The sequence below is a fragment of the Pseudoroseomonas ludipueritiae genome (assembly GCF_014490445.1).
GTDB lineage: Bacteria > Pseudomonadota > Alphaproteobacteria > Acetobacterales > Acetobacteraceae > Pseudoroseomonas > Pseudoroseomonas ludipueritiae.
On record NZ_JACTUZ010000041.1, the window covers coordinates 1 to 19,328 of the forward strand.

The 19,328-nt window shown below is 68.2% G+C and carries 18 protein-coding genes and 1 pseudogene; 4 read left to right on the forward strand and 15 right to left on the reverse strand.

What is annotated here, in order from left to right:
- The 13 genes and pseudogenes from IBL25_RS11350 to IBL25_RS11410 form a co-directional block, all read right to left on the reverse strand.
- A pseudogene (locus tag IBL25_RS11350) lies at nucleotides 1-189 on the reverse strand (1-deoxy-D-xylulose-5-phosphate reductoisomerase); the annotation flags it as partial.
- Complete coding sequence (locus IBL25_RS11355; RefSeq protein WP_238940365.1) at nucleotides 186-1,046, reverse strand: phosphatidate cytidylyltransferase; 861 nt, start codon at nucleotides 1,044-1,046, stop codon at nucleotides 186-188. The gene IBL25_RS11355 and the pseudogene IBL25_RS11350, both read right to left, overlap by 4 nt.
- A 4-nt stretch (nucleotides 1,047-1,050) precedes the next feature.
- Nucleotides 1,051-1,797 (reverse strand): isoprenyl transferase, encoded by a 747-nt coding sequence (locus IBL25_RS11360; RefSeq protein WP_187778657.1) that lies wholly within the window; start codon nucleotides 1,795-1,797, stop codon nucleotides 1,051-1,053.
- A 42-nt stretch (nucleotides 1,798-1,839) separates the two neighbouring features.
- Entirely contained in the window at nucleotides 1,840-2,412 is a 573-nt protein-coding gene (gene frr, locus IBL25_RS11365; protein ID WP_187778658.1) for a ribosome recycling factor, read from the reverse strand.
- 47 nt (nucleotides 2,413-2,459) lie between these two features.
- The gene (gene pyrH / locus IBL25_RS11370; RefSeq protein WP_187778659.1) at nucleotides 2,460-3,179 is read right to left on the reverse strand and encodes a UMP kinase; all 720 of its coding nucleotides are present in this window, start codon (nucleotides 3,177-3,179) and stop codon (nucleotides 2,460-2,462) included.
- Nucleotides 3,180-3,334: 155 nt separating this feature from the next.
- Nucleotides 3,335-4,246 (reverse strand): translation elongation factor Ts, encoded by a 912-nt coding sequence (gene tsf, locus IBL25_RS11375; protein WP_187778660.1) that lies wholly within the window; start codon nucleotides 4,244-4,246, stop codon nucleotides 3,335-3,337.
- 27 nt (nucleotides 4,247-4,273) lie between these two features.
- Nucleotides 4,274-5,125, reverse strand: coding sequence for a 30S ribosomal protein S2 (gene rpsB, locus IBL25_RS11380; protein ID WP_187778661.1), 852 nt, complete (start codon nucleotides 5,123-5,125; stop codon nucleotides 4,274-4,276).
- 196 nt (nucleotides 5,126-5,321) lie between these two features.
- Nucleotides 5,322-5,978, reverse strand: coding sequence for a DsbA family protein (locus IBL25_RS11385; RefSeq protein ID WP_239419269.1), 657 nt, complete (start codon nucleotides 5,976-5,978; stop codon nucleotides 5,322-5,324).
- Nucleotide 5,979: 1 nt separating this feature from the next.
- The gene (gene dnaE, locus IBL25_RS11390) at nucleotides 5,980-9,405 is read right to left on the reverse strand and encodes a DNA polymerase III subunit alpha (protein ID WP_187778663.1); all 3,426 of its coding nucleotides are present in this window, start codon (nucleotides 9,403-9,405) and stop codon (nucleotides 5,980-5,982) included.
- Nucleotides 9,406-9,444: 39 nt separating this feature from the next.
- The gene (locus IBL25_RS11395; RefSeq protein ID WP_187778664.1) at nucleotides 9,445-10,128 is read right to left on the reverse strand and encodes an ABC transporter ATP-binding protein; all 684 of its coding nucleotides are present in this window, start codon (nucleotides 10,126-10,128) and stop codon (nucleotides 9,445-9,447) included.
- Nucleotides 10,121-11,374: a lipoprotein-releasing ABC transporter permease subunit gene (locus IBL25_RS11400; RefSeq protein ID WP_187778665.1), complete on the reverse strand. Its 1,254-nt coding sequence runs from the start codon at nucleotides 11,372-11,374 to the stop codon at nucleotides 10,121-10,123. The genes IBL25_RS11395 and IBL25_RS11400 overlap by 8 nt, the downstream gene beginning before the upstream one ends.
- Nucleotides 11,375-11,381: 7 nt before the next feature.
- The gene (gene proS / locus IBL25_RS11405) at nucleotides 11,382-12,698 is read right to left on the reverse strand and encodes a proline--tRNA ligase (protein WP_187778666.1); all 1,317 of its coding nucleotides are present in this window, start codon (nucleotides 12,696-12,698) and stop codon (nucleotides 11,382-11,384) included.
- A gap of 389 nt (nucleotides 12,699-13,087) precedes the next feature.
- A complete protein-coding gene (locus IBL25_RS11410) occupies nucleotides 13,088-13,351 on the reverse strand; it encodes a DUF1467 family protein (protein ID WP_187778667.1) in 264 nt (87 codons plus the stop codon).
- Between the two features lie 152 nt (nucleotides 13,352-13,503).
- On the opposite strand from IBL25_RS11410, the gene IBL25_RS11415 reads away from it, so the two are divergent.
- Nucleotides 13,504-13,743: a hypothetical protein gene (locus IBL25_RS11415; protein WP_187778668.1), complete on the forward strand. Its 240-nt coding sequence runs from the start codon at nucleotides 13,504-13,506 to the stop codon at nucleotides 13,741-13,743.
- On the opposite strand, the gene IBL25_RS11420 is transcribed toward IBL25_RS11415, so the two are convergent.
- Entirely contained in the window at nucleotides 13,740-14,225 is a 486-nt protein-coding gene (locus tag IBL25_RS11420) for an LpxL/LpxP family acyltransferase (protein ID WP_187778669.1), read from the reverse strand. The two genes, IBL25_RS11415 and IBL25_RS11420, sit on opposite strands and share 4 nt — an antisense overlap.
- A gap of 198 nt (nucleotides 14,226-14,423) precedes the next feature.
- Here IBL25_RS11420 and IBL25_RS11425 point away from each other — a divergent pair, with 198 nt between their 5' ends.
- From IBL25_RS11425 to IBL25_RS11435, 3 genes are all read left to right on the forward strand, one after another.
- A complete protein-coding gene (locus IBL25_RS11425; protein ID WP_238940366.1) occupies nucleotides 14,424-16,880 on the forward strand; it encodes a ligase-associated DNA damage response DEXH box helicase in 2,457 nt (818 codons plus the stop codon).
- Nucleotides 16,881-16,929: 49 nt separating this feature from the next.
- Nucleotides 16,930-17,655, forward strand: a complete 726-nt coding sequence (gene pdeM, locus IBL25_RS11430) for a ligase-associated DNA damage response endonuclease PdeM (protein ID WP_187778671.1) — start codon at nucleotides 16,930-16,932, stop codon at nucleotides 17,653-17,655.
- A gap of 124 nt (nucleotides 17,656-17,779) precedes the next feature.
- Nucleotides 17,780-18,529 (forward strand): metallophosphoesterase, encoded by a 750-nt coding sequence (locus IBL25_RS11435; RefSeq protein ID WP_187778672.1) that lies wholly within the window; start codon nucleotides 17,780-17,782, stop codon nucleotides 18,527-18,529.
- A 4-nt stretch (nucleotides 18,530-18,533) separates the two neighbouring features.
- Here IBL25_RS11435 and IBL25_RS11440 read toward each other — a convergent pair whose 3' ends face one another.
- The gene (locus IBL25_RS11440) at nucleotides 18,534-19,313 is read right to left on the reverse strand and encodes a FadR/GntR family transcriptional regulator (protein WP_187778673.1); all 780 of its coding nucleotides are present in this window, start codon (nucleotides 19,311-19,313) and stop codon (nucleotides 18,534-18,536) included.
- Nucleotides 19,314-19,328 lie beyond the last annotated feature (15 nt).

The following is a 19,328-nucleotide window of genomic DNA, read 5'->3' on the forward strand; positions in this document are numbered from 1 at the left end:
GGCGGCGGGGTCCGCCAGCACCGCGACGCGCGGCCGCAGCCGCTTTGCCTGCTCCGCCAGCGCGGCGGCATCGCGGCCAGCCACCAGCGCGACCACCTCGAATTCGCCTGGCGCCGCCGCATCCAGCAGCGCCACGGTGCTGCGCCCGACCGAGCCGGTGCTGCCCAGGATGGAAACCGTGCGTGTCATCGCCAGAGCACCACCCCGTAACCCATGAAGAAAGCCAGCAATGCCGCCAGCGGCGCAGCGGCGATCAGCCCATCCAGCCGGTCCAGCAATCCGCCATGGCCAGGGATCAGCGCGGAACTGTCCTTCACGCCAAAGCGACGCTTAAAATGACTTTCAAACAGGTCGCCCAACTGGGTAGCGACGCCCAGTATGGCGGCGATGCCGGCGGCCTTGAGCATGTCGTCCGGATAAGGCGTGGCCCAGGCGGCGACGAGCGCGCCGAACACCATGGTGCAAACCAGGCCACCCAAGGCGCCCGACCATGTCTTGCCTGGAGAAATGGCGGGCGCCAGCTTTGGCCCGCCCAACATCCGGCCGAACATATAGGCGCCGATATCGCTGGCCCAGACCACGGCGATCAGGAAGAGGACGTTGTCGCGCCCCGCCTCGCTGTCGTGCCGCAGCGTGATCAGGCTGATGCCGGCGATGCCGATGTAAAGCACGCCAAAGGCAAGCCAGCCCACCGGCGCGGGGCGCCCGTCCCGCCGCTGCATCCAGCCAGCGCCCACCAGCGTGGCCAGGAAGCCCAGCAGCAGCAGCACCAGCGCCAGAAGCGTATGGTCGAAGACAGCGAAGGCACAGGCCACAAAGACCGCCAGCGGCACCGCTGCCCCCGGCAGCGCCCGGTTGCGCAAGCCGCAGAGATGCACCCATTCCCAGACCAGCCCGGCGATGGCCACCGCCATCAACGCCGTCCAGGGCAAGGCGCCCAGCCAGATGCAGAGCAGAGCGCCCGGCCCCAGCACGGCGGCGGAAATGGCGCGTTTCTTCAGGTCACGCCAGCGCTTGGCCTTCTCCTGGGCCTCAGCCATAGCCATGAACTCAGCCTGCCCCGTAGCGGCGCTCACGCCGCGCGTAGCTGCCGATGGCCTCGGCCAGCTGGGTGGCGCCGAAATCCGGCCAGAGCGTGTCGGTGAACCACAGCTCGGCATAGGCGGCTTGCCAGAGCAGGAAGTTGGACAGGCGCTGCTCGCCTGAGGTGCGGATGATCAGGTCCGGGTCCGGCATGCCGAGGGTGAAGAGGCGGCGCGTCAGCATCGCCTCGTCCACGGATTCGGCTTCCAGGCGGCCCGCAGCGACATCCTGCGCGAGCGAGCGTGCCGCCGCCGCGATCTCCGCCCGGCTGCCATAGGAAAGGGCGACAGTGAGGTTGAGGCCGGTGTTATTGGCCGTCAGCGCCTCGGCCTCCTGGATGGCGGCCACAGTCTCTGGACCGAAGCGCTCCCGCTCCCCGATCACGCGCAGCCGCACCTTGTTCCGGTGCAGGGCCGCGATCTCATGCCGCAGGTAGAAGCGCAGCAGGCCCGTCAGGTCCCGCACCTCGTCCTCCGGCCGCCGCCAGTTCTCGGACGAGAAGGCGAAGAGCGTAAGCCATCCGACGCCGGACTTAGCCGCCGCCTCCACGGTGCGGCGCACCGCGTCGGCGCCGGCCTTATGGCCCAAGGCGCTGGGAAGGCCGCGGGCCCGGGCCCAGCGGCGGTTGCCGTCCATGATGATGCCAACATGGACAGGCACGCAGGAGGGCGTGCCGCCCTTCAGTGCCGGGGCCGCTCCGGACGCCGCGCTCATTCGATTGCCGTTCCGCCTGCTGGAGAAAGAAAGGAAAGGACGTCAGACGGTCTTGATGTCCTTTTCCTTGTCGGCCAGCAGCTCGTCCACCTTCTTGATGGTGCTGTCCGTCAGCTTCTGCACCTCGTCGGACCAGCGCTTGGCATCGTCCTTGGAGATCTCGGACTTGGTTTCCCAGCCCTTGATGGTCTCCATGCCGTCCCGGCGCACGCCACGGGCGGCGACCTTGGCGGCCTCGGCATACTTGGCGGCCTGCTTGGCCAACTCGTTGCGGCGCTCGGCCGTCAGCGGCGGCAGCGGCACGCGGATGGTCTGGCCCTCGGTCTGCGGGTTGAGGCCCAGGCCGGAGTCGCGGATGGCGATCTCGACAGCCTTGGCGGCCGAGCGGTCCCAGACCTGCACCTGCAGCATGGAGGGGCCACCCACCGAGATATTGGCCACCTGGTTCAGCGGCTGGTTGGCGCCATAGAGCTCAACGCGAATCGGCTCCAGCAGCGCCGGGGAGGCACGGCCGGTCCGCAGACCGTTGAATTCCTTCTTCAGGGACTCCAGCGCGCCGTCCATGCGGCGGGAAAGGTCCTGCTTCAGATTGGGGAAGTCGGCGGGAGCGGCCATGGCGGGCGTCCTTCTTCTACTTCTCTACAACAACAGCGACAGGCGTCTTACAGGTCCACGACCGTGGTGAAACGGCCCTCACCCTGCATCACGGCGGTGAAGGCACCGGCCTCATGAATATTGAACACGATGATCGGCAGCTTATTCTCGCGGGCCAGGCTGATGGCGGCAGCATCCATCACCGCCAGGTCGCGGGCCAGCATATCAAGATAGGTCAGGGTGACGTAGCGCTCGGCCTGCGGGTTCTTGCGCGGGTCGGCGGAATACACACCGTCCACCTGGGTGCCCTTGAACAGGGCGTCGCAGCCCATCTCGGCGGCGCGCAGCGCGGCGGCGGTATCGGTGGTGAAGAAGGGATTGCCGGAACCCGCGGCAAAGATCACCACCCGCCCCTTCTCCATGTGCCGCTGGGCGCGGCGGCGGATGAAGGGCTCGCAGACGCTGCTCATCGGGATGGCGGACTGCACCCGCGTCGGCACGCCGATCTTTTCCAGCGCGTTCTGCATGGCCAGGGCGTTCATCACCGTGGCGAGCATGCCCATGTTATCGGCCTGCGCCCGGTCCATGCCGGAAGAGGCACCGGAGACGCCGCGGAAGATATTGCCGCCGCCCACCACCACGCAGACCTCGACGCCCAGCGCCACGGCGCCCTTGATGTCCTCGGCGATGGCTTTGACAGTGGCATTGTCGAGGCCATAGTCGCGGCTGCCCATCAGCGCCTCCCCCGAGAGCTTGAGCAGGACGCGCTTGTAGATCGGGGCGGGCATTGAGGCGAGGCTCCATTCAGAAAGCCGAGGCGGGGCAACTGGCACGATAGGCAGGCGGCCCCGACGCGGCAAGGCCGGGCAGTCCGGCCTTCACACAAGAAGACGGGGGCACCGGCCATGCCGGCACCCCCGCCAGAAGCTTCAGGCCTGAGTGATCAGACCGTACCGGCGGCCGCGGCCACCTCGGCGGCGAAGTCGCCGCTCTGCTTCTCGATGCCCTCGCCCAGCTGGAAGCGGGCGAAGCCCGTCAGCTTGGCGCCGGCCTTCTGGACCACGGACTTCACGCGGCTCTCGCCGTCATGCACCCAGACCTGCTCCAGCAGCACCACTTCCTCGTAGTACTTGCGGACGCGGCCCTCGACCATCTTCTCGATGATGGCGTCCGGCTTGCCGGAAGCGCGGGCCTGCTCGGTCAGCACCGCCTTCTCACGCTCCAGGGCGGAGGGGTCCACCACGGAGACGTCCAGCGCCTCGGGGCGCGCGGCGGCGACGTGCATGCCGATCTGGCGGCCCAGCGTCTCCAGCGCCTCGATCTCGGACGGGGCTTCCAGAGCGGCCAGCACGCCGATCTTGCCGAGGCCCGGCTTGACGGCGGAGTGCGTGTAGGTCGCGACCACGCCCGACGGCACCGTCAGGCGCTTGGCCCGGCGGATGGTCATGTTCTCGCCGATGGTGGCGATCAGGCGCGTCAGCTCTTCCTGCACGGAATGGCCGGTGCCGGGATAGGTGTAGCCCTTGATCTGCTCCACGTCGTCGCCGACCACCAGCACGATGCCGGCGACCTCGGACACGAAGTTCTGGAACAGCTCGTTGCGGGCCACGAAGTCGGTCTCGGCATTCACCTCGACCATGCCGGCGACCTGCGGGCCGCTGGCGACACCGATCAGACCCTCGGCCGCCACGCGGCCGGACTTCTTGGCCGCGGCGGCCAGGCCCTTCTTGCGCAGCCAGTCGACGGCGGCCTCGATGTTGCCATCGGCCTCCACCAGGGCCTTCTTGCAGTCCATCATGCCCGCGCCGGTCTTCTCGCGCAGGTCACGCACCATCGCGGCGGTAATCTCAGCCATGCTCGATTCTCCTCGCGCTGTTTCGGTTCAGACCTTGCCGGCCTGGTTGCCGTCGTCCTGGTTGGCCTGGACCATCGTCTCGACCGTCTCGGTATCCAGGCCGACGCCCGGGCTGGTCTGGGCGGTCTCGAGCACCGGCTCTTCCTCGATCAGCTCCTCGGAAGCGCCGAGGTCGACGCCGGAGGCCTGCAGCTCGGCGGAGATGCCGTCGAACACGGCGCCGGCCATCAGGTCGCAGTAGAGGTTGATGGCGCGGATGGCGTCATCGTTGCCCGGGATCGGATAGGCGATGCCCGAGGGATCGGCGTTGGAGTCGAGCACGGCGACAACCGGGATGCCCAGCTTGTTGGCTTCCTCGATCGCCAGCTTCTCCTTCACCACGTCGATGACGAAGATGATGTCCGGCAGGCCGCCCATCTCGCGGATGCCGCCCAGCGCGCGGTCGAGCTTCTCGCGCTCGCGCGTCAGCATCAGGATCTCCTTCTTGGTGAGACCCTGGGTGTTGCCGCCCAGCTGCTCGTCCATCTGCTTCAGGCGCTTGATGGAGCCCGTGATGGTCTTCCAGTTGGTCAGCATGCCGCCGAGCCAGCGGTGGTTCACGTAGTACTGGCCGCAGCGGGTCGCGGCATCGGCCACGTATTCGGCGGCGGACTTCTTGGTGCCCACGAAGAGCACGCGGCCGCCGGCGGCGACCACGTCACGGACGGCGCGGAGCGCGCGGTCCATCAGGGGGACGGTCTGCTGCAGGTCCAGGATGTGGACCTGGTTGCGCACGCCGAAGATGTACGGCGCCATCTTCGGGTTCCAGCGGCGGGTGTGGTGGCCAAAGTGGACACCGGCCTCAAGCAGTTGGCGCAGGGAAACTTCGGGCATCGCCATGGCGGCGGTCCTTCCTTCAGATCGTAGTCCGGTTGGGCCTCCACGGCGCTAAGCCCCCTCTCGGGGGACCGGACCCTGGCACCATGTGGGTGGAAGGGCGCGCCGCGTGCGGATTTGCCCGTCCCGAGCTCATCCCGGGGCGAACGCGGCGGCATATGGCATGCCCCGCCTGCCGGGGCAAGCTTGGCCTGACAGGCTAGCGGATATCCTCCTCGGCATCCGGCCGCAGGCCGAGGCGCGCGGCCAGTGTCGCCGGCTCCTCGAAGAGGATGGTATTGGGAAGGGCAACGGGCCGCCCCTCTTCCAGCCGCACCAGGGCGGGCACGCCGCGGATGCCGAGCCCTTGCATCAGCTTCTCCGCCATGGCCTGGCGGGTGGCCATGGCCTCGCCCACGCCAGGGTCATCCGATTCCAGCAACGCCACCGCCTCGTCCAGCCCCAGGTCCCGCAGCACGGAGACCAGCACCGCGGGGTCGGTATTGTCCTGCCCATCCACGTAGCGCAGCAACTGGATACGGTGCATCGCCTCCAGTTCCTTGGCCGGCTCCGTCAGATGCACTGCGGTCAGGGCGCGGGTGGCGGCGGTGGAGTCGAAACGCCCGGCGGGATCACCAAGCACCTTCTCGCGATAGGCCTCGGAAAACACCTGCCCGGTCAGTTGCGCGATGCGCTGGTCGTTCTTCCAGGCATAGGCCGCGAAATCCGGCGTCATGCTGCGCCCGCCCCCGGCGAAGAGGCCGGTGGCCAGCGGGTGCAGCATCACCGAAGGCTCCAGCTCCAGCTTCACCACGGCCGGCGCGGCGCCATAGCACCAGCCGCAGAGCGGATCGTAGAGATAGAAGAACTCATGCACCTCAGCCGGCCTCCACATGCGCGACCCCGGGCACGACCTTCATGGCCTGCGCCATCCGGGGCGAGACATTGAAGAAGCCGGGCAGCAGCACCTCGATCTCCTGCCCCGGCCCGGTACGCGGGATCAGCGCGACCTTGCCCTTGCCCGGCCCTTCCCGCTCCAGCAACGCACGGATGGGCTCGATGGCGGCGGCATCCTCGATGGTCAGGCGCAGCATCTGCCGCAGGCCGGCCGCGGCCTTGTCCAGCCCTTCCAGGTCCTGGGCCGTCAGGCGCAGCGTCTCGCCCTCCATCCGCGCCTCGCAGGTGATCAGGACCGGATTGCCCTCGGTCAGCATCTCGCGCGATCGCAGCAGCACCTCGGAGAACAGCGTCACCTCGGTGCTGCCGGAGGAATCGGAGATGCGGACCCAGGCCATGCGGCTGCCGGTGCGGGTGGTGCGCTCCTTGCTGTTCACCACCGTGCCGGCCAGCTTGAGGCGCCCCACGCCGGCCTCCGCCCGCGCCTGGGCCTGCGCGATGGAGGTCACGCCCAGCTTGCGCAGCGTCTCCCTATAGGTGTCCAGCGGATGGGCGGAGAGATGGAAGCCCACCGCCTCCGCCTCATGCGACAGCCGTTCCAGTTCCGGCCAGTCAGGCACTTCCGGCAGGCGCAGGGGCTCCGGCCGCGCGTCGCCGCCGCCGAAAAGGCCGATCTGGCTGGAGGCACGCTCCTCCGCCTTGGCCTGGGCGCGGCGCAGGATCACCTCGGCGCCCATCATCACCCTGGCGCGGTTCTTCTCCAGCGTATCGAAGGCACCGGCCCGGGCCAGGTTCTCCAGCTGCATCTTATTCAGCAGCTTCGGGTCCACGCGCCCGGCGAAATCGGCGACGGATTCGAAGGGCCTGCCGCGGGCGGCAACCAGATCCTTCATCGCCTGCAGGCCGACGCGCTTCACCGCCGCCAGGGCGAAGCGGATGCATTCCTTGCCCTCGGCGTCCTTCTCGACCCGGAAATCGGCGGCGGAGCGGTTGACGTCCGGCGGCAGCACCTTGATGCCGAGACGCGCGGCCTCCTGCATGTGGTTCGCCAGCTTCTCGGTCTTGTCCATGTCGAAGGTCATGGAGGCGGCGATGAAGGCCACCGCGTGGTTCGCCTTCAGGTAAGCGGTGTGGTAGGCGACCAGCGCGTAAGCGGCGGCGTGCGACTTGTTGAAGCCGTATTCCGCGAACTTCTCCATCAGGTCGAAGATCTCGCCGGCCTTGTCCTCCGGCACGCCATTCTTCACCGCGCCATCGACGAAGATCTTGCGCTGCGCCTCCATCTCCGAGCGGATCTTCTTGCCCATGGCGCGGCGCAGCAGGTCGGCGCCGCCGAGCGAGTAGCCCGCGACATCCTGGCTGATCTGCATCACCTGCTCCTGGTAGACCAGGATGCCGTAGGTCTCTTCCACCAGGTGGCGCATGGCCGGGTGCACCGGCTCCCAGGCCTCGCCATGCTTGCGGGCGCAATAGGCCGGAATATTGGCCATCGGGCCCGGACGGTAGAGTGAGACGGCGGCGATCAGGTCCTCGAAGCGGTCGGGCCGCATCATGCGGAGGCAGTCCCGCATGCCCTGACCTTCGAACTGGAACACGCCGGCGGAATCGCCGCGCGCCAGCATGTCGTAGGTCTTCTTGTCGTCCAGCGGGATCTGCGAGAGATCGATCTTGATCCCCTGCTCATCCAGGATCTCCACCGCGCGCTGCAAGACCGTCAGCGTCTTGAGGCCGAGGAAGTCGAACTTCACCAGCGAGGCATTCTCCACGTATTTCATGGAGTATTGCGTCACCAGCATGTCGGAGCGCGGGTCACGGTAGAGGCCGACAATGTCGATCAGCGGCTTGCGGCCGATGACGACGCCGGCGGCGTGGGTGGAGGCATTCCGGTAAAGCCCTTCCAGCACCAGAGCGGTTTCCATCAGCCGGTCCACCGTCTCGTCCGCGCGCATGTCCTGCAGGCGCGGCTCGCCGTCCAGCGCCTGCTGCAGCGTCACGGGCTTGGCGGGGTTGAAGGGGATCAGTTCCGCGATGCGGTTCACCTGGCCATAGGGCATGCCCATGACGCGGCCGACATCGCGCACCACCGCCTTGGCCTGCAACCGGCCGAAGGTGATGATCTGCGCCACGCGGTCCTCGCCATATTCGCGGCGGACGTATTGGATGACCTCGTCACGGCGGTCCTGGCAGAAGTCGATGTCGAAGTCAGGCATCGACACGCGCTCAGGGTTCAGGAAGCGCTCGAAGAGCAGGCCGAAGCGCAGCGGGTCGAGATCCGTGATGAGCAGCGCCCAGGCGGCGACGGAACCGGCGCCCGAGCCACGGCCCGGACCCACGGGAATGCCCTGCTGCTTGGCCCACTGGATGAAGTCGGCCACGATCAGGAAGTAGCCGGAAAAGCCCATCTTCTCGATGACGTTCAGCTCGAACTCCAGCCGGTCCCGATAGACCTGCCGGTCCGTCGTGCCCTGCGCGTCCAGCCGCGCCTCCAGGCCACGGCGCGCCATGTCGCGCACCGTCTCGGCCTCCGTCATGCCGGGCTGCACCTTGGGGCAGATCGGCAGCTCGGGCTTCCGGTTCTCCGCCATCACGTGGCAGCGGCGGGCGATGGCGAGGGTATTGTCGCAGGCTTCCGGCAGGTCCGCGAAAAGCTTCCGCATGGCGGCGGCGGACTTGAAGTAATGCTCGGCCGTCAGGCGGCGCCGGTCGGTCTCCGCCAGGGTGCGGCCCTCGGCGATGCAGAGCAGCGCGTCATGCGCCTCGTACATCTCGGGCTTGGCGAAATAGACATCGTTGGCCGCGACCACCGGCAGCCCGGCGGCATCGGCCAGCGAGAGCAGCGCGGGGTCGAGCCCCCGCTCCACCGCCAGGCCGTGCCGGTGCAGCTCCACCGCCAGGCGGTCCGGGAAGCTTTCCTTCAGGGCATCCAGCAGATTTGCCGCGGCATCCCGCCGCCCTTCCACCAACAGCCGCCCCAGCGGCCCGCTGGTGCCGCCGGTCAGCAGGAAGACGCCTTCGGAATGGCCGCGCAGCAGGTCCAGGGTGATGGTGGGCTTGCCGGAAGGGTCGTCCCGCAGGAAGCCGTGAGAGGACAGGCGCTGCACATTCTCCAGCCCCTGCGCGTCCATGGCCAGCACCACCACCGGGTCGGGGTTCAGCCGGGCGATCTCCGGCCGGTCATCCGTCGCGGCCCGCGTCAGGTTGAGCTGGCAGCCGATGATGGGCTGCACGCCTTTGCCGGAGCAGTAGCTGGAGAATTCCAGCGCGCCGAAAAGATTGGCCGTATCGGTCAGCGCCAGGGCCGGCATGCCGGCCTCCTTGGCCAGCACCGCCAGCTTGTCCGCCTTGATGGCGCCCTCGGCGAGGGAATAGGCGGAATGGGTGTGCAGATGAACGAAGGAGCCTGACATGGGGAGGATATAGCACCTCCCCTGCCCGGCTTCACGCGTTCAGGCCGGAACGACGTGACCTTCGCGCAGCGTCACCACCCGGTCCATGCGGGCGGCGAGGTCCGGGTTATGGGTGGCGATCAGCGCCGCCACGCCGGCATTGCGCACGGCGGCCAGCAGCTCCTCGAAAACGAGGTCGGAGGTGCCGACATCCAGGTTGCCCGTGGGCTCGTCCGCCAGCAGCAGGCCCGGGCGGTTGGCCAGGGCGCGGCTGATGGCCACGCGCTGCTGCTCGCCACCCGAGAGCCGGCCGGGCCGGTGCGCTTCCCGCCCCTTCAGGCCGAAGGAGGCCAGCAGCTCATGGGCGCGCGCCTCGGCCGCCGCGCGGGCGGTGCCGATGGCCATCTGCGGCAGCACCACATTCTCCAGCGCCGTGAATTCCGGCAGCAGGTGGTGGAACTGGTAGACGAAGCCAATGGACTGGCCGCGCAGGGCGGTACGCGCCTTGTCCGCCATGCCGGAGGTGTCCTGGCCATCGACGATCACCTTGCCGCCGTCCGGCTTCTCCAGCAGCCCGGCCAGATGCAGCAGGGTGGACTTGCCGGTGCCGGAAGGCGCCACCAGCGCGACGATCTCGCCCGCGTTGAGGTCGAGATCGGCGCCGCGCAGCACCGGCAATTCGCCGGCCTCCGTGCGGAAGGAGCGGGTGACGCCGGAAAGGCGCAGGCGCGGCGTGTCACTCATTGCGCAGGGCCTCCACCGGGTCCGTCTTGGCCGCGCGCCAGGAAGGATAGAGCGTCGCCAGCAGCGAAAGGCCGAGGCCCATCAGCACCACCTGCGTCACCTCGTTGGGGTCCACGATGGCGGGCAGGCGGGTCAGGAAATACACTTCCGGGCTGAAGAGCTGCGTGCCGGTCAGGGATTGCAGGGCCTGCCGGATGCGCTCGATGTTCAGGCAGAAGACCAGTCCGATGCCGAAGCCGATCAGCGTGCCGAGCACGCCGATGGAAGCGCCGCAGAGCAGGAAGATCCGCATGATGGCGCCCGAACTGGCACCCATGGTGCGCAGGATGGCGATGTCGCGTCCCTTGTCCTTCACCAGCATGATGAGGGAGGAGATGATGTTGAAGGCGGCGACGACGATGATCAGCGTCAGGATCAGGAACATCACGTTCCGCTCCACCTGCACTGCCGCGAAGAAGCTGCTGTTGCTGGCCTGCCAGTCCAGCACGCGGAAGGGCATGGGGGAGAGTGTGCGGACGATCTCCTGCGTCACCTGCCGCACCTGGTCCGGGTTCTGCACGAAGATCTCGATCTGGGAGGCCGCGTCGCGCAACTGGAAGTAGGTCTGCGCGGCCTGCAGCGGCATGAAGACATAGCCGCTGTCATACTCGTTCATGCCGGTGTCGAAGAGCGCGACGATGGTATAGGCCTTCAGCCGCGGCACCATGCCGATGACGGTGGTGCGCCCCTGCGGCGAAACCAGCGTCACCTTGCCGCCGACCCCCAGCCGCAGCTTCTGCGCCAGGCGGGTACCGATGATGATGGTGTCCTCGCCCCCGAACTGATCCAGCGTGCCAGAGACGATGTTGCCGGCGAGGATCGGCCGCGCCTTCAGGTCCTCCGGCCGGATGCCACGGGCGAAGCCACCGGTGGCACCGCCGCCCTCGCTGGTCAGCAGCACCTGCCCTTCCACCACCGGCGCCGCCGAGGTAATGCCCGGCAGCCCTCGCACCCTGGCCAGGACGCTGTCGAAGTCCCGCAGCCCCCCGCCATCGGCGGCATAGATGCCGAGATGGCCGTTCAGCCCAAGGATGCGGCCCAGCAGCTCCTGCCGGAAGCCGTTCATCACCGACATCACGATGATCAGCGTGGCCACGCCCAGCGCGATCCCCACCAGCGAGAAGGTGGCGATCACGGAGACGAAGCGTTCCCCCTTCCGCGCCCGAAGGTAGCGGAAGGCGACCATGCGCTCGAAGGCACCGAACATGCGGTGCTCAGCCCGCCAGGATGCGGTGCAGGGCTTCTTCCAGCGACACTTCCGCCCGCTCGCCCGTAGCGCGGCGCTTCAGTTCGATCTTCTCGTTGGCGGCGCCGCGCGGGCCGATGATGGCCTGCCAGGGATAGCCGGCGAGATCGGCGTCGTTGAACTTCACGCCCGCGCGCTCCGGCCGGTCGTCATAGACGGCATCGCCTTGCAGGGAGGCATAGAGCTTCTCGCAGAGCGCGTCCGTCGCCAGGTCACCGGGCTTCAGGTTGAGGATGGCGCAGCGGAAGGGCGCCACCGCATCCGGCCAGATGATGCCGGCCTCGTCATGGCTCGCCTCAATGATGGCGCCGAGCAGGCGGGAGACGCCGATGCCGTAGCTGCCCATTTGCGGGTTCACCGGCTGGCCGTCGGGCCCAGCCACAGTGAGGCCCATCGACTTCGAATACTTCTCGCCGAAGAAGAAGATGTGGCCGACCTCGATGCCCTTGCCCTCGCGCTGGCGATCGGCCGGCACCTGGGCCCAGGCGGCCTCGTCGTGCATCTCGTCCGTCGCGGCGTAGAGGCTGGTGATCTGGTTGAAGAACTTCTCCAGATCCTCCGGCTTCTCGTAGCTGTAGTCGGCGTTGGAGAGCGCCATCTCCTCGAAGGCGGCGTCGTAGAAGACGGTGCTTTCGCCGGTCGGCGCCAGGATGATGAATTCGTGGGAGAGATTGCCGCCGATGGGACCGGTATCCGCCCGCATCGGCACCGCACGCAGGCCCATACGCTGGAAGGTGCGCATATAGGCCAGCATCATGGCGCGGTAGGAGCGGGTGCCGCCTTCCACGTCCAGGTCGAAGGAATAGCCGTCCTTCATCAGGAACTCGCGGCCGCGCATCACGCCGAAGCGGGGGCGCACCTCGTCCCGGAACTTCCACTGGATGTGGTAGAGGTTGCGCGGCAGGTCGCGGTAGGACTTGGCATAGGTCTTGAAGATATCGGTGACCATTTCCTCATTGGTCGGACCGAAGAGCATGTCGCGGTCATGCCGGTCGCGGATGCGCAGCATTTCCTTGCCGTAGTCGTCATAGCGGCCGGACTGGCGCCAGAGGTCGGCGCTCTGGATCGTCGGCATCAGGATTTCCTGGGCGCCGGCGGCGTCCTGTTCCTCCCGCACGATCTGCTCGACCTTCTTCAGCACGCGCAGGCCGAGTGGCAGCCAGGCATAGATGCCGGCGCTGGTCTGCCGGATCATGCCGGCACGCAGCATCAGCTTATGGGAAGCGATCGCCGCCTCGGCGGGGATTTCTTTCAGGGTCGGCAGGAAGGCGCGGGAGAGGCGCAAGGGAAAGGCTCCGGTCCAAAGCTTTGGCGCGGAACGTAAGGGGGAATGGGTCTGGATGCCAGGGAGGGCTTGGTTTCACCGCACCATCATGGTGCATCGCAACAAAAATACGTCGTGACCGCTAAGCTTGAAACTTTCTGAAGATTCAGCTTGGCGCGCCCAAACGGAAACGATACAAAAAAAAGGCCGCACCGAGGTGCGGCCCGAGTTTAGGGAGGAAACGCCAGTCACACGGCAGGAAGAGAACCAGCTCTCTTCCTGAGAACAACTGTGCCTGCGTGCAGACTGGCCATCAACGTGAAAACCCGGCACAAAAGCCGAAAAATAAGGCGTTCAGCCGGGATTTGGCGCATCTTTGCGCATGATCGCCTCAAGGCGATGAAATCTGCCTATTTTGGTGTCATCGCGAGCCAGCCGTGGCGGAAGCTCAACCAATCGCTGCTGACGAGCCAGTAGATCCCGCCCCACACCACCGTCGCCACCACGGTGGTCCAGATCACCTTGCTCAGGATCAGGGGCCGCTGCGGCGCGCCGCGCCATCCACCGCTTTGCCGTGCACCTTCGGCATCGGGCTGGATGCCGAAGGGCAGCACCGCGAAGAGCACGGTCCACCAGCACAGGAAATAGACCATAACTCCCGTTACCCAGCCCATCGCGGTTCCTCCTGCCTCGATGGGGCGGCAATAAGCCCATCAGGCTGGCAAGGCCAGGGTCATGAAGCCATGCGGGCGGCGCTGGCCTGATAGCGCGGGAATGTCCGCAGCCCTTCATATTCCCGAAACCAACCGCTGCGATCTTCCGCGCCATGTTCACCGCCACCGCGACACGCCCCTTCCTCGCCCCGGAGCCACGGCCAGGCCGCCATGCCGTCGAGGCGCCACTGATTGCCCTTTATGAAAGCGAGGAAGCGGCGGAAGCCGCCCTGCCGCACCTGGGAGGGATCCGCGTGCTGGGGCAGTCCTCCTCCGGCGTGCGAATGCTCGCCCCCGCCCCCGGGCTGCGGGAGACGCTCTATGCCAGCGGCGCCCTGCTGGTGGTGGGCTAGCGGCGGCGCAGCCAGAGCCACTGGCCCGGATTGCCACGAATCCAGGATTCGATCCGGCTATTCACCGCCAGCAACAGGCTGCGGATATCGGCGGCAGTGCCACCACTGTCTGGCGGGGATAACGGCGGCTCCACCGCCATGTGGAAGCGGCCAGGGCCAATGTGCTGGGTATGGCCCGGCGCCACCGGGCAACGGTAACACAGCGTGATTTCCGTCAAGGCGGGCATCATCATGGGCGGGTGCCCAGGAAGGGCATGGCCGGCAGGTGCTCGCGGCCAAGCATCTTCACCTAGGCATTCAGTTTCACCCGGTCCGGCCAGCAGGAAATCGCGGCGCGTGAGATCTGAAACCGGCAGCAGCAGCCCGATCCGCCGCGCCAAGGCGCCACCCAGCACAGAGGCCCGCTGGATGCCCGACCATCGCGCCGTAACGAACAGAACCCTGACCAGAATTGCGTCGATCCGCCACAACAGGCGCCGCACCCGCATATCCTGCACTGGAAGGGGCTGCCTTCCACGGCGTCGCGGCAAAGCTGGCGACGGCAAAATGCACGCAGCGTGAACTTCGCGCCCTTCCGCCCCTGCCCACCCTGCCCCATATCCGCCCCACCCATGCGAACATTGCCAGAACCTTTTGCCGGGTGGTTTGCCGCGCGCGGCTGGCGTCCCAGGCCACACCAGATGGAGATGCTGGCGGCAGCGGAAGCGGGCGAAAGCGCGCTGCTGATCGCGCCCACGGGCGGCGGCAAGACCCTGGCGGGCTTCCTGCCCAGCCTGATCCAGCTGCACCGTGAGCCGCGCCCCGGCCTGCACACCTTATATGTATCGCCGCTGAAGGCGCTGGCGGTGGATATCGCCCGCAACCTGACCATCCCGGCCGAGGAGATGGGCCTCGACCTGCGGATCGAGACCCGCACCGGCGATACCCCGGCCAATCGCCGCGCCCGGCAGCGGCAGGACCCGCCGCAGATCCTGCTGACCACGCCGGAAAGCCTGACCCTGCTGCTCTCGCTGCCCGATGCGGGGGACATCTTCGGCAACCTCGCCTGCGTCGTCATCGACGAGATCCATGCCCTGGCCGGCACCAAGCGCGGGGACCAGTTGGCGCTCTGTCTGTCCCGCCTTTCCACCCTGGCGCCGGGCCTACGGCGGGTGGGGCTTTCCGCCACCGTGGCGCATCCGAAGGCGCTGGCCGCCTGGTGTGCGCGGGATGCCGACCCGGAGAGCGTGCGGCTGGTGCGCGCCGCCGGCGGCGCGGCGCCGGAGATCGGCACCATCCTGCCCGCCGGGCGGCTGCCCTGGGGCGGGCATATGGGCCTTTCCACCATGCCGGAGGTCTACCAGCGGCTGCGGGAAGCCGGGGTTTCCATCATCTTCACCAATACCCGGGCGCAGTCGGAACTGTGCTTCCAGGCATTGTGGCGGCTGAACGAGGACAACCTGCCGATCGCCCTCCACCACGGCTCTCTCACCGTCGAGCAGCGGCGGAAGGTGGAGGCCGCCATGGCGGCGGGAAAGCTGCGCGCCGTGGTCGCCACCGCCTCGCTGGACCTGGGCATCGACTGGGGCGCAGTGGACCAGGTGATCCAGGTGGGTGCGCCCAAGGGTGTCGCGCGGCTGTTGCAGCGCGTTGGCCGCGCCAATCACCGGATGGACGAGCCTTCCCGCGCCGCGCTGGTGCCCGCCAACCGCTTCGAGGTCATCGAATGCCGCGCCGCCATCGAGGCCGTGGCCGAAGGTGAGGTGGATGGCGACCCGCCCCGCCCCGGTGGGCTGGACGTGCTGGCGCAGCACATCCTGGCCATGGCCTGCCACGCCCCCTTCTTCCCCGACGACCTTTACGCGGAGGTGAAGGGCGCCGCCGCCTATGCCACCCTCTCCCGCCGCGACTTCGACGACACGCTGCGCTTCGTGGAGGATGGCGGCTACGCCCTTTCCGGCTACGAGCGCTTCCGCCGCCTGTTCCGGGATTATGAGGGACGGGTGCATGTGCGCGGGCCGCAGGTGGCGCGGCAGTTGCGGATGAATCTCGGCACCATTGTCGAGACGCCGTTGCTCAAGGTGCGGATGCGCGGCGGCCCGATCCTGGGCGAGGTGGAGGAATGGTTCGTCTCCACCCTGGAGCCGGGCGACAACTTCATCTTCGCCGGCCAGGTGCTCCGCTACGAGCGGCTGGACCCCATGACGGTCATCGTCTCCCGCGGTGGCGAGGGTGAGCCGCGCGTGCCAGCCTATGCCGGCAGCAAGCTGCCGCTCTCGACCAGCCTGGCGCTGCGGGTGCGGGAGATCCTCTCCAATCCCCGCCACTGGAAGGCGCTGCCGGAACCGGTGCGGGACTGGCTGGCGATGCAGCGCAAGCGGTCCGAGCTGCCGCCGCTGGAGGGCCTGCTGGTCGAGGTCTTTCCGCGCGGCAACCGCTGGTTCCTGGTTGCCTATTGCTTCGAGGGGCGGCTGGCGCACCAGACGCTGGGCATGCTGGTGACACGGCGGATGGAGCGGATGGGCCTCGGCCCGCTGGGTTTCCTCGGCACCGATTACGTCATGGCGGTGTGGTCGGCCTTCGAACCCACGGATGTGGAGCACCTCTTCGAGGAAGACCTGCTGGGCGAGGAGCTGGAGGAATGGATCGCCGAAAGCTCCATGCTGCGGCGGACCTTCCGCAACATCGCCACCATCGCCGGGCTGCTGGAGAAGAACCACCCGGGCCAGGAGAAATCCGGCCGGCAGATGAGCATGTCGGCCGACCTGATCTACGACGTGCTGCGCAAGCACGAGCCCGACCATATCCTGCTGCGCGCCACCCGTGCCGAGGCCGCCTTCGGCCTGACGGATGTGGCCCGCATCGGCAGCCTGCTGGAGCGCGCCCGGGGCCGCATCCGGGTGCGGCGGCTGGACCGGGTCTCGCCCCTGGCCGTGCCGGCGCTGATCGAGGAAGGGCGTGAATGGGTTTCCGGCAGCGCCGAGGATGCGCTGCTGGCCGAGGCCGTGGCCCTGGTGGAGGAAGCCACCGGCGGTGAGGACAGCTTCACCGGCGAGATCGCCGAGGAAGCCCCCACCCCGCCACCGCCCCGGGCGGAGGAGCGGCCACCGCGCAAATCACGTTCCATGCACTTCGCCCGCCGGCGGCCCCGAGGCTGAGTTTTGCACCTTCCCGCCCGGCGCTTTCCCCGCTAACCCGTTGTTGAACATGATCTCCGCACCCGTGCATCTGGCCGGCGAGCGCCTGCTGCTCGACCCTTCCGGCGTTCTGTTCTGGCCGAGCCGCCAGCTCCTGGTGGTCTCGGACCTGCACCTGGAGAAGGGCAGCCACTTCGCGCGGCATGGCCGCTTCGTGCCTCCCTATGATACCCGCGAGACGCTCTCCCGCCTCGCACCCCTGATGCGGCGCTACACGCCGGAGCGCGTGGTCTTTCTGGGCGACAGCTTCCACGATGCCGAGGGTGCCGCCCGCATGCAGCCGGCGGACCGCGCGGCGCTGATGCACCTGCTGGGCAACCGGCTGGTCACCTGGGTGCTGGGCAATCACGACCCGGTGGCACCGGATGGCCTGCCTGGCGAGGCGGTGGAGGAATTCCGCGAGGGCCCCTTCGTGTTCCGCCATGTCGGCATGGCCGGCAAGGAAGCGGGCTTCGAGTTCAGCGGCCATTTTCACCCCAAGGCCAGCCTGCCCACCCGCTGCGGCCCGGTGACACGTCCCTGCTTCCTGGCCGATGCCCGGCGGGTCATGCTGCCTGCCTTCGGTGCCTATACGGGTGGGCTGGAGATCACTGCGCAGCCGATCGCGGCTTTGTTCCCCCGCGGCGGCCGGGCCTTTCTGCTGGGGCGGGACCGGCTCTACAGCGCCGCCGTCGGGCCGATGAAGCATCTTGCCGCGGTGACCGGAAGGCCGGCTGAATCGTTACAGCCGTCATGAAAGGTTCACCATTCTCCGCCACCGCCGGGCGCCGGGAGGGGCTCTGGCCAGCAGCATCGGATGAGGTCGTAGGGACTGGGGCGATCGGCCCTGGCATGGCGCCGGCAGGGGGGCCGCCAGCCGCATGAACGTCGCTGGCACCTCGTCGCATGTTCCCTCGTTGGCCGCGCTGCGCGCCACCTTCAAGGGTTTGCGCGTGGTGGGCGATGTGCATGGCGACGCCCATGGCTTCAGCGCCGCCCTGGCCGGGGCCAGGGACAAGCGCCTCTTCACGGTGCAACTGGGCGACCTGACCGACCGGGGCCCGGATAGCGCCGCCACCCTGCGCATGGCGCTGGAGATGGTGGCCGAGCACCAGGGCGTTTTCCTGCTGGGCAACCATGACCACAAGCTACGCCGGGCGCTCTCCGGTGCGCTGGTGCGGCCGGACCCGGAGGGGCTGGGCGTGACGCTGAAGCAGATCGCCGCCGCCCCGGATGCCGATGCGCTGCGTCAGGCGGCGCTGGATGTGATCGGCCGTGCTCCGGCCTGGCTGCGGCTGGGCCCCTGGCTGTTTGTCCATGGCGGCTTCCACCCGCGCATGCTGCGGGAGCCTCCGCCGCCGCATGCCGGCAGCAGCAAGCCGGAAGGGCTGGTGCCCCGCGCGCTCTTTGGCCAGGTCACCAGCCGCACGCGCATCGACGGCTATCCGGAGCGGCTGCACAACTGGGTGCATCGCATCCCCTCCGGCATCACCGTCTATTGCGGGCATGAAACCCGCAGTGCCGATGGGCGGCCTTATGTCGCCGTGGCGGCGGCCGGCGGGCGGGCGGTGTTCTTGGACACCGGCGCCGGCAAGGGTGGCCACCTCTCCTGGATCGACCTGCCCTGGTAGGGGCTCAGTCCCCGGCCCGGTCCTCCGCCACCAGCCCCTGGCGGTCCCGCTTCCGCAGTGATTCCGACAGGCGCCCGGCTTCGGCCCGCAGCGACTGAAAAGCGCGTTCGGTGAAGCCGATATGGTCGCGCATGGCTTCCGCCGCCGCTTCGGGCTGGCCTTGCAGGATGGCGGCGGCGATGGCGCGGTGCTGCGCCAGGATCTCGCTGCGCAGGGTATCGCGCTGCCAGTATTGCTCATGGCTGAACAGGATGCCCCGGCGCAGCAGCACGGCGAAGACGCGCAGCACATGCAGCAGCACCAGGTTATGGCTGGCCTCATGCACCAGCAGGTGCAGCCGGGTATCGGCCTCGGCCTCTTCCGCCGGTTGGGCGCGGGCATGGGCGGCCTCCATGGCCGCCAGGCATTCCTCCAGCGCCGCGCGCTCTGGCGGCGTGATGCGGCTGGCGGCCAGGGCGGCGGCCTGGGGCTCGATCAGGCGGCGATATTCGAAGTAATCCTCCGCCATGCGGGGGCTGGTGCCGAAGAGCCCGGCCAGCGGTGCTGAGAGCGGCGCCAGGAAATCCGCCACCTGTGTGCCGGCGCGGGAGCTTTCCAGCAGGCCCTTTTCCTCCAGCGCCGCCAGTGCTTCCCTCAGCGAAGGGCGAGAGACGCCCAGCCGTTCCGCCAGTTCCCGCTCCGGCGCGAGGCGATCCCCTGGGCGCAGCACGCCTTCCAGCACCAGCCCTTCCAGATGCGCGGCGACGGCACTGGCCAGTGGCGGGGGCCGGATAGGATCGGTCATGGCCTGCGATTCTCC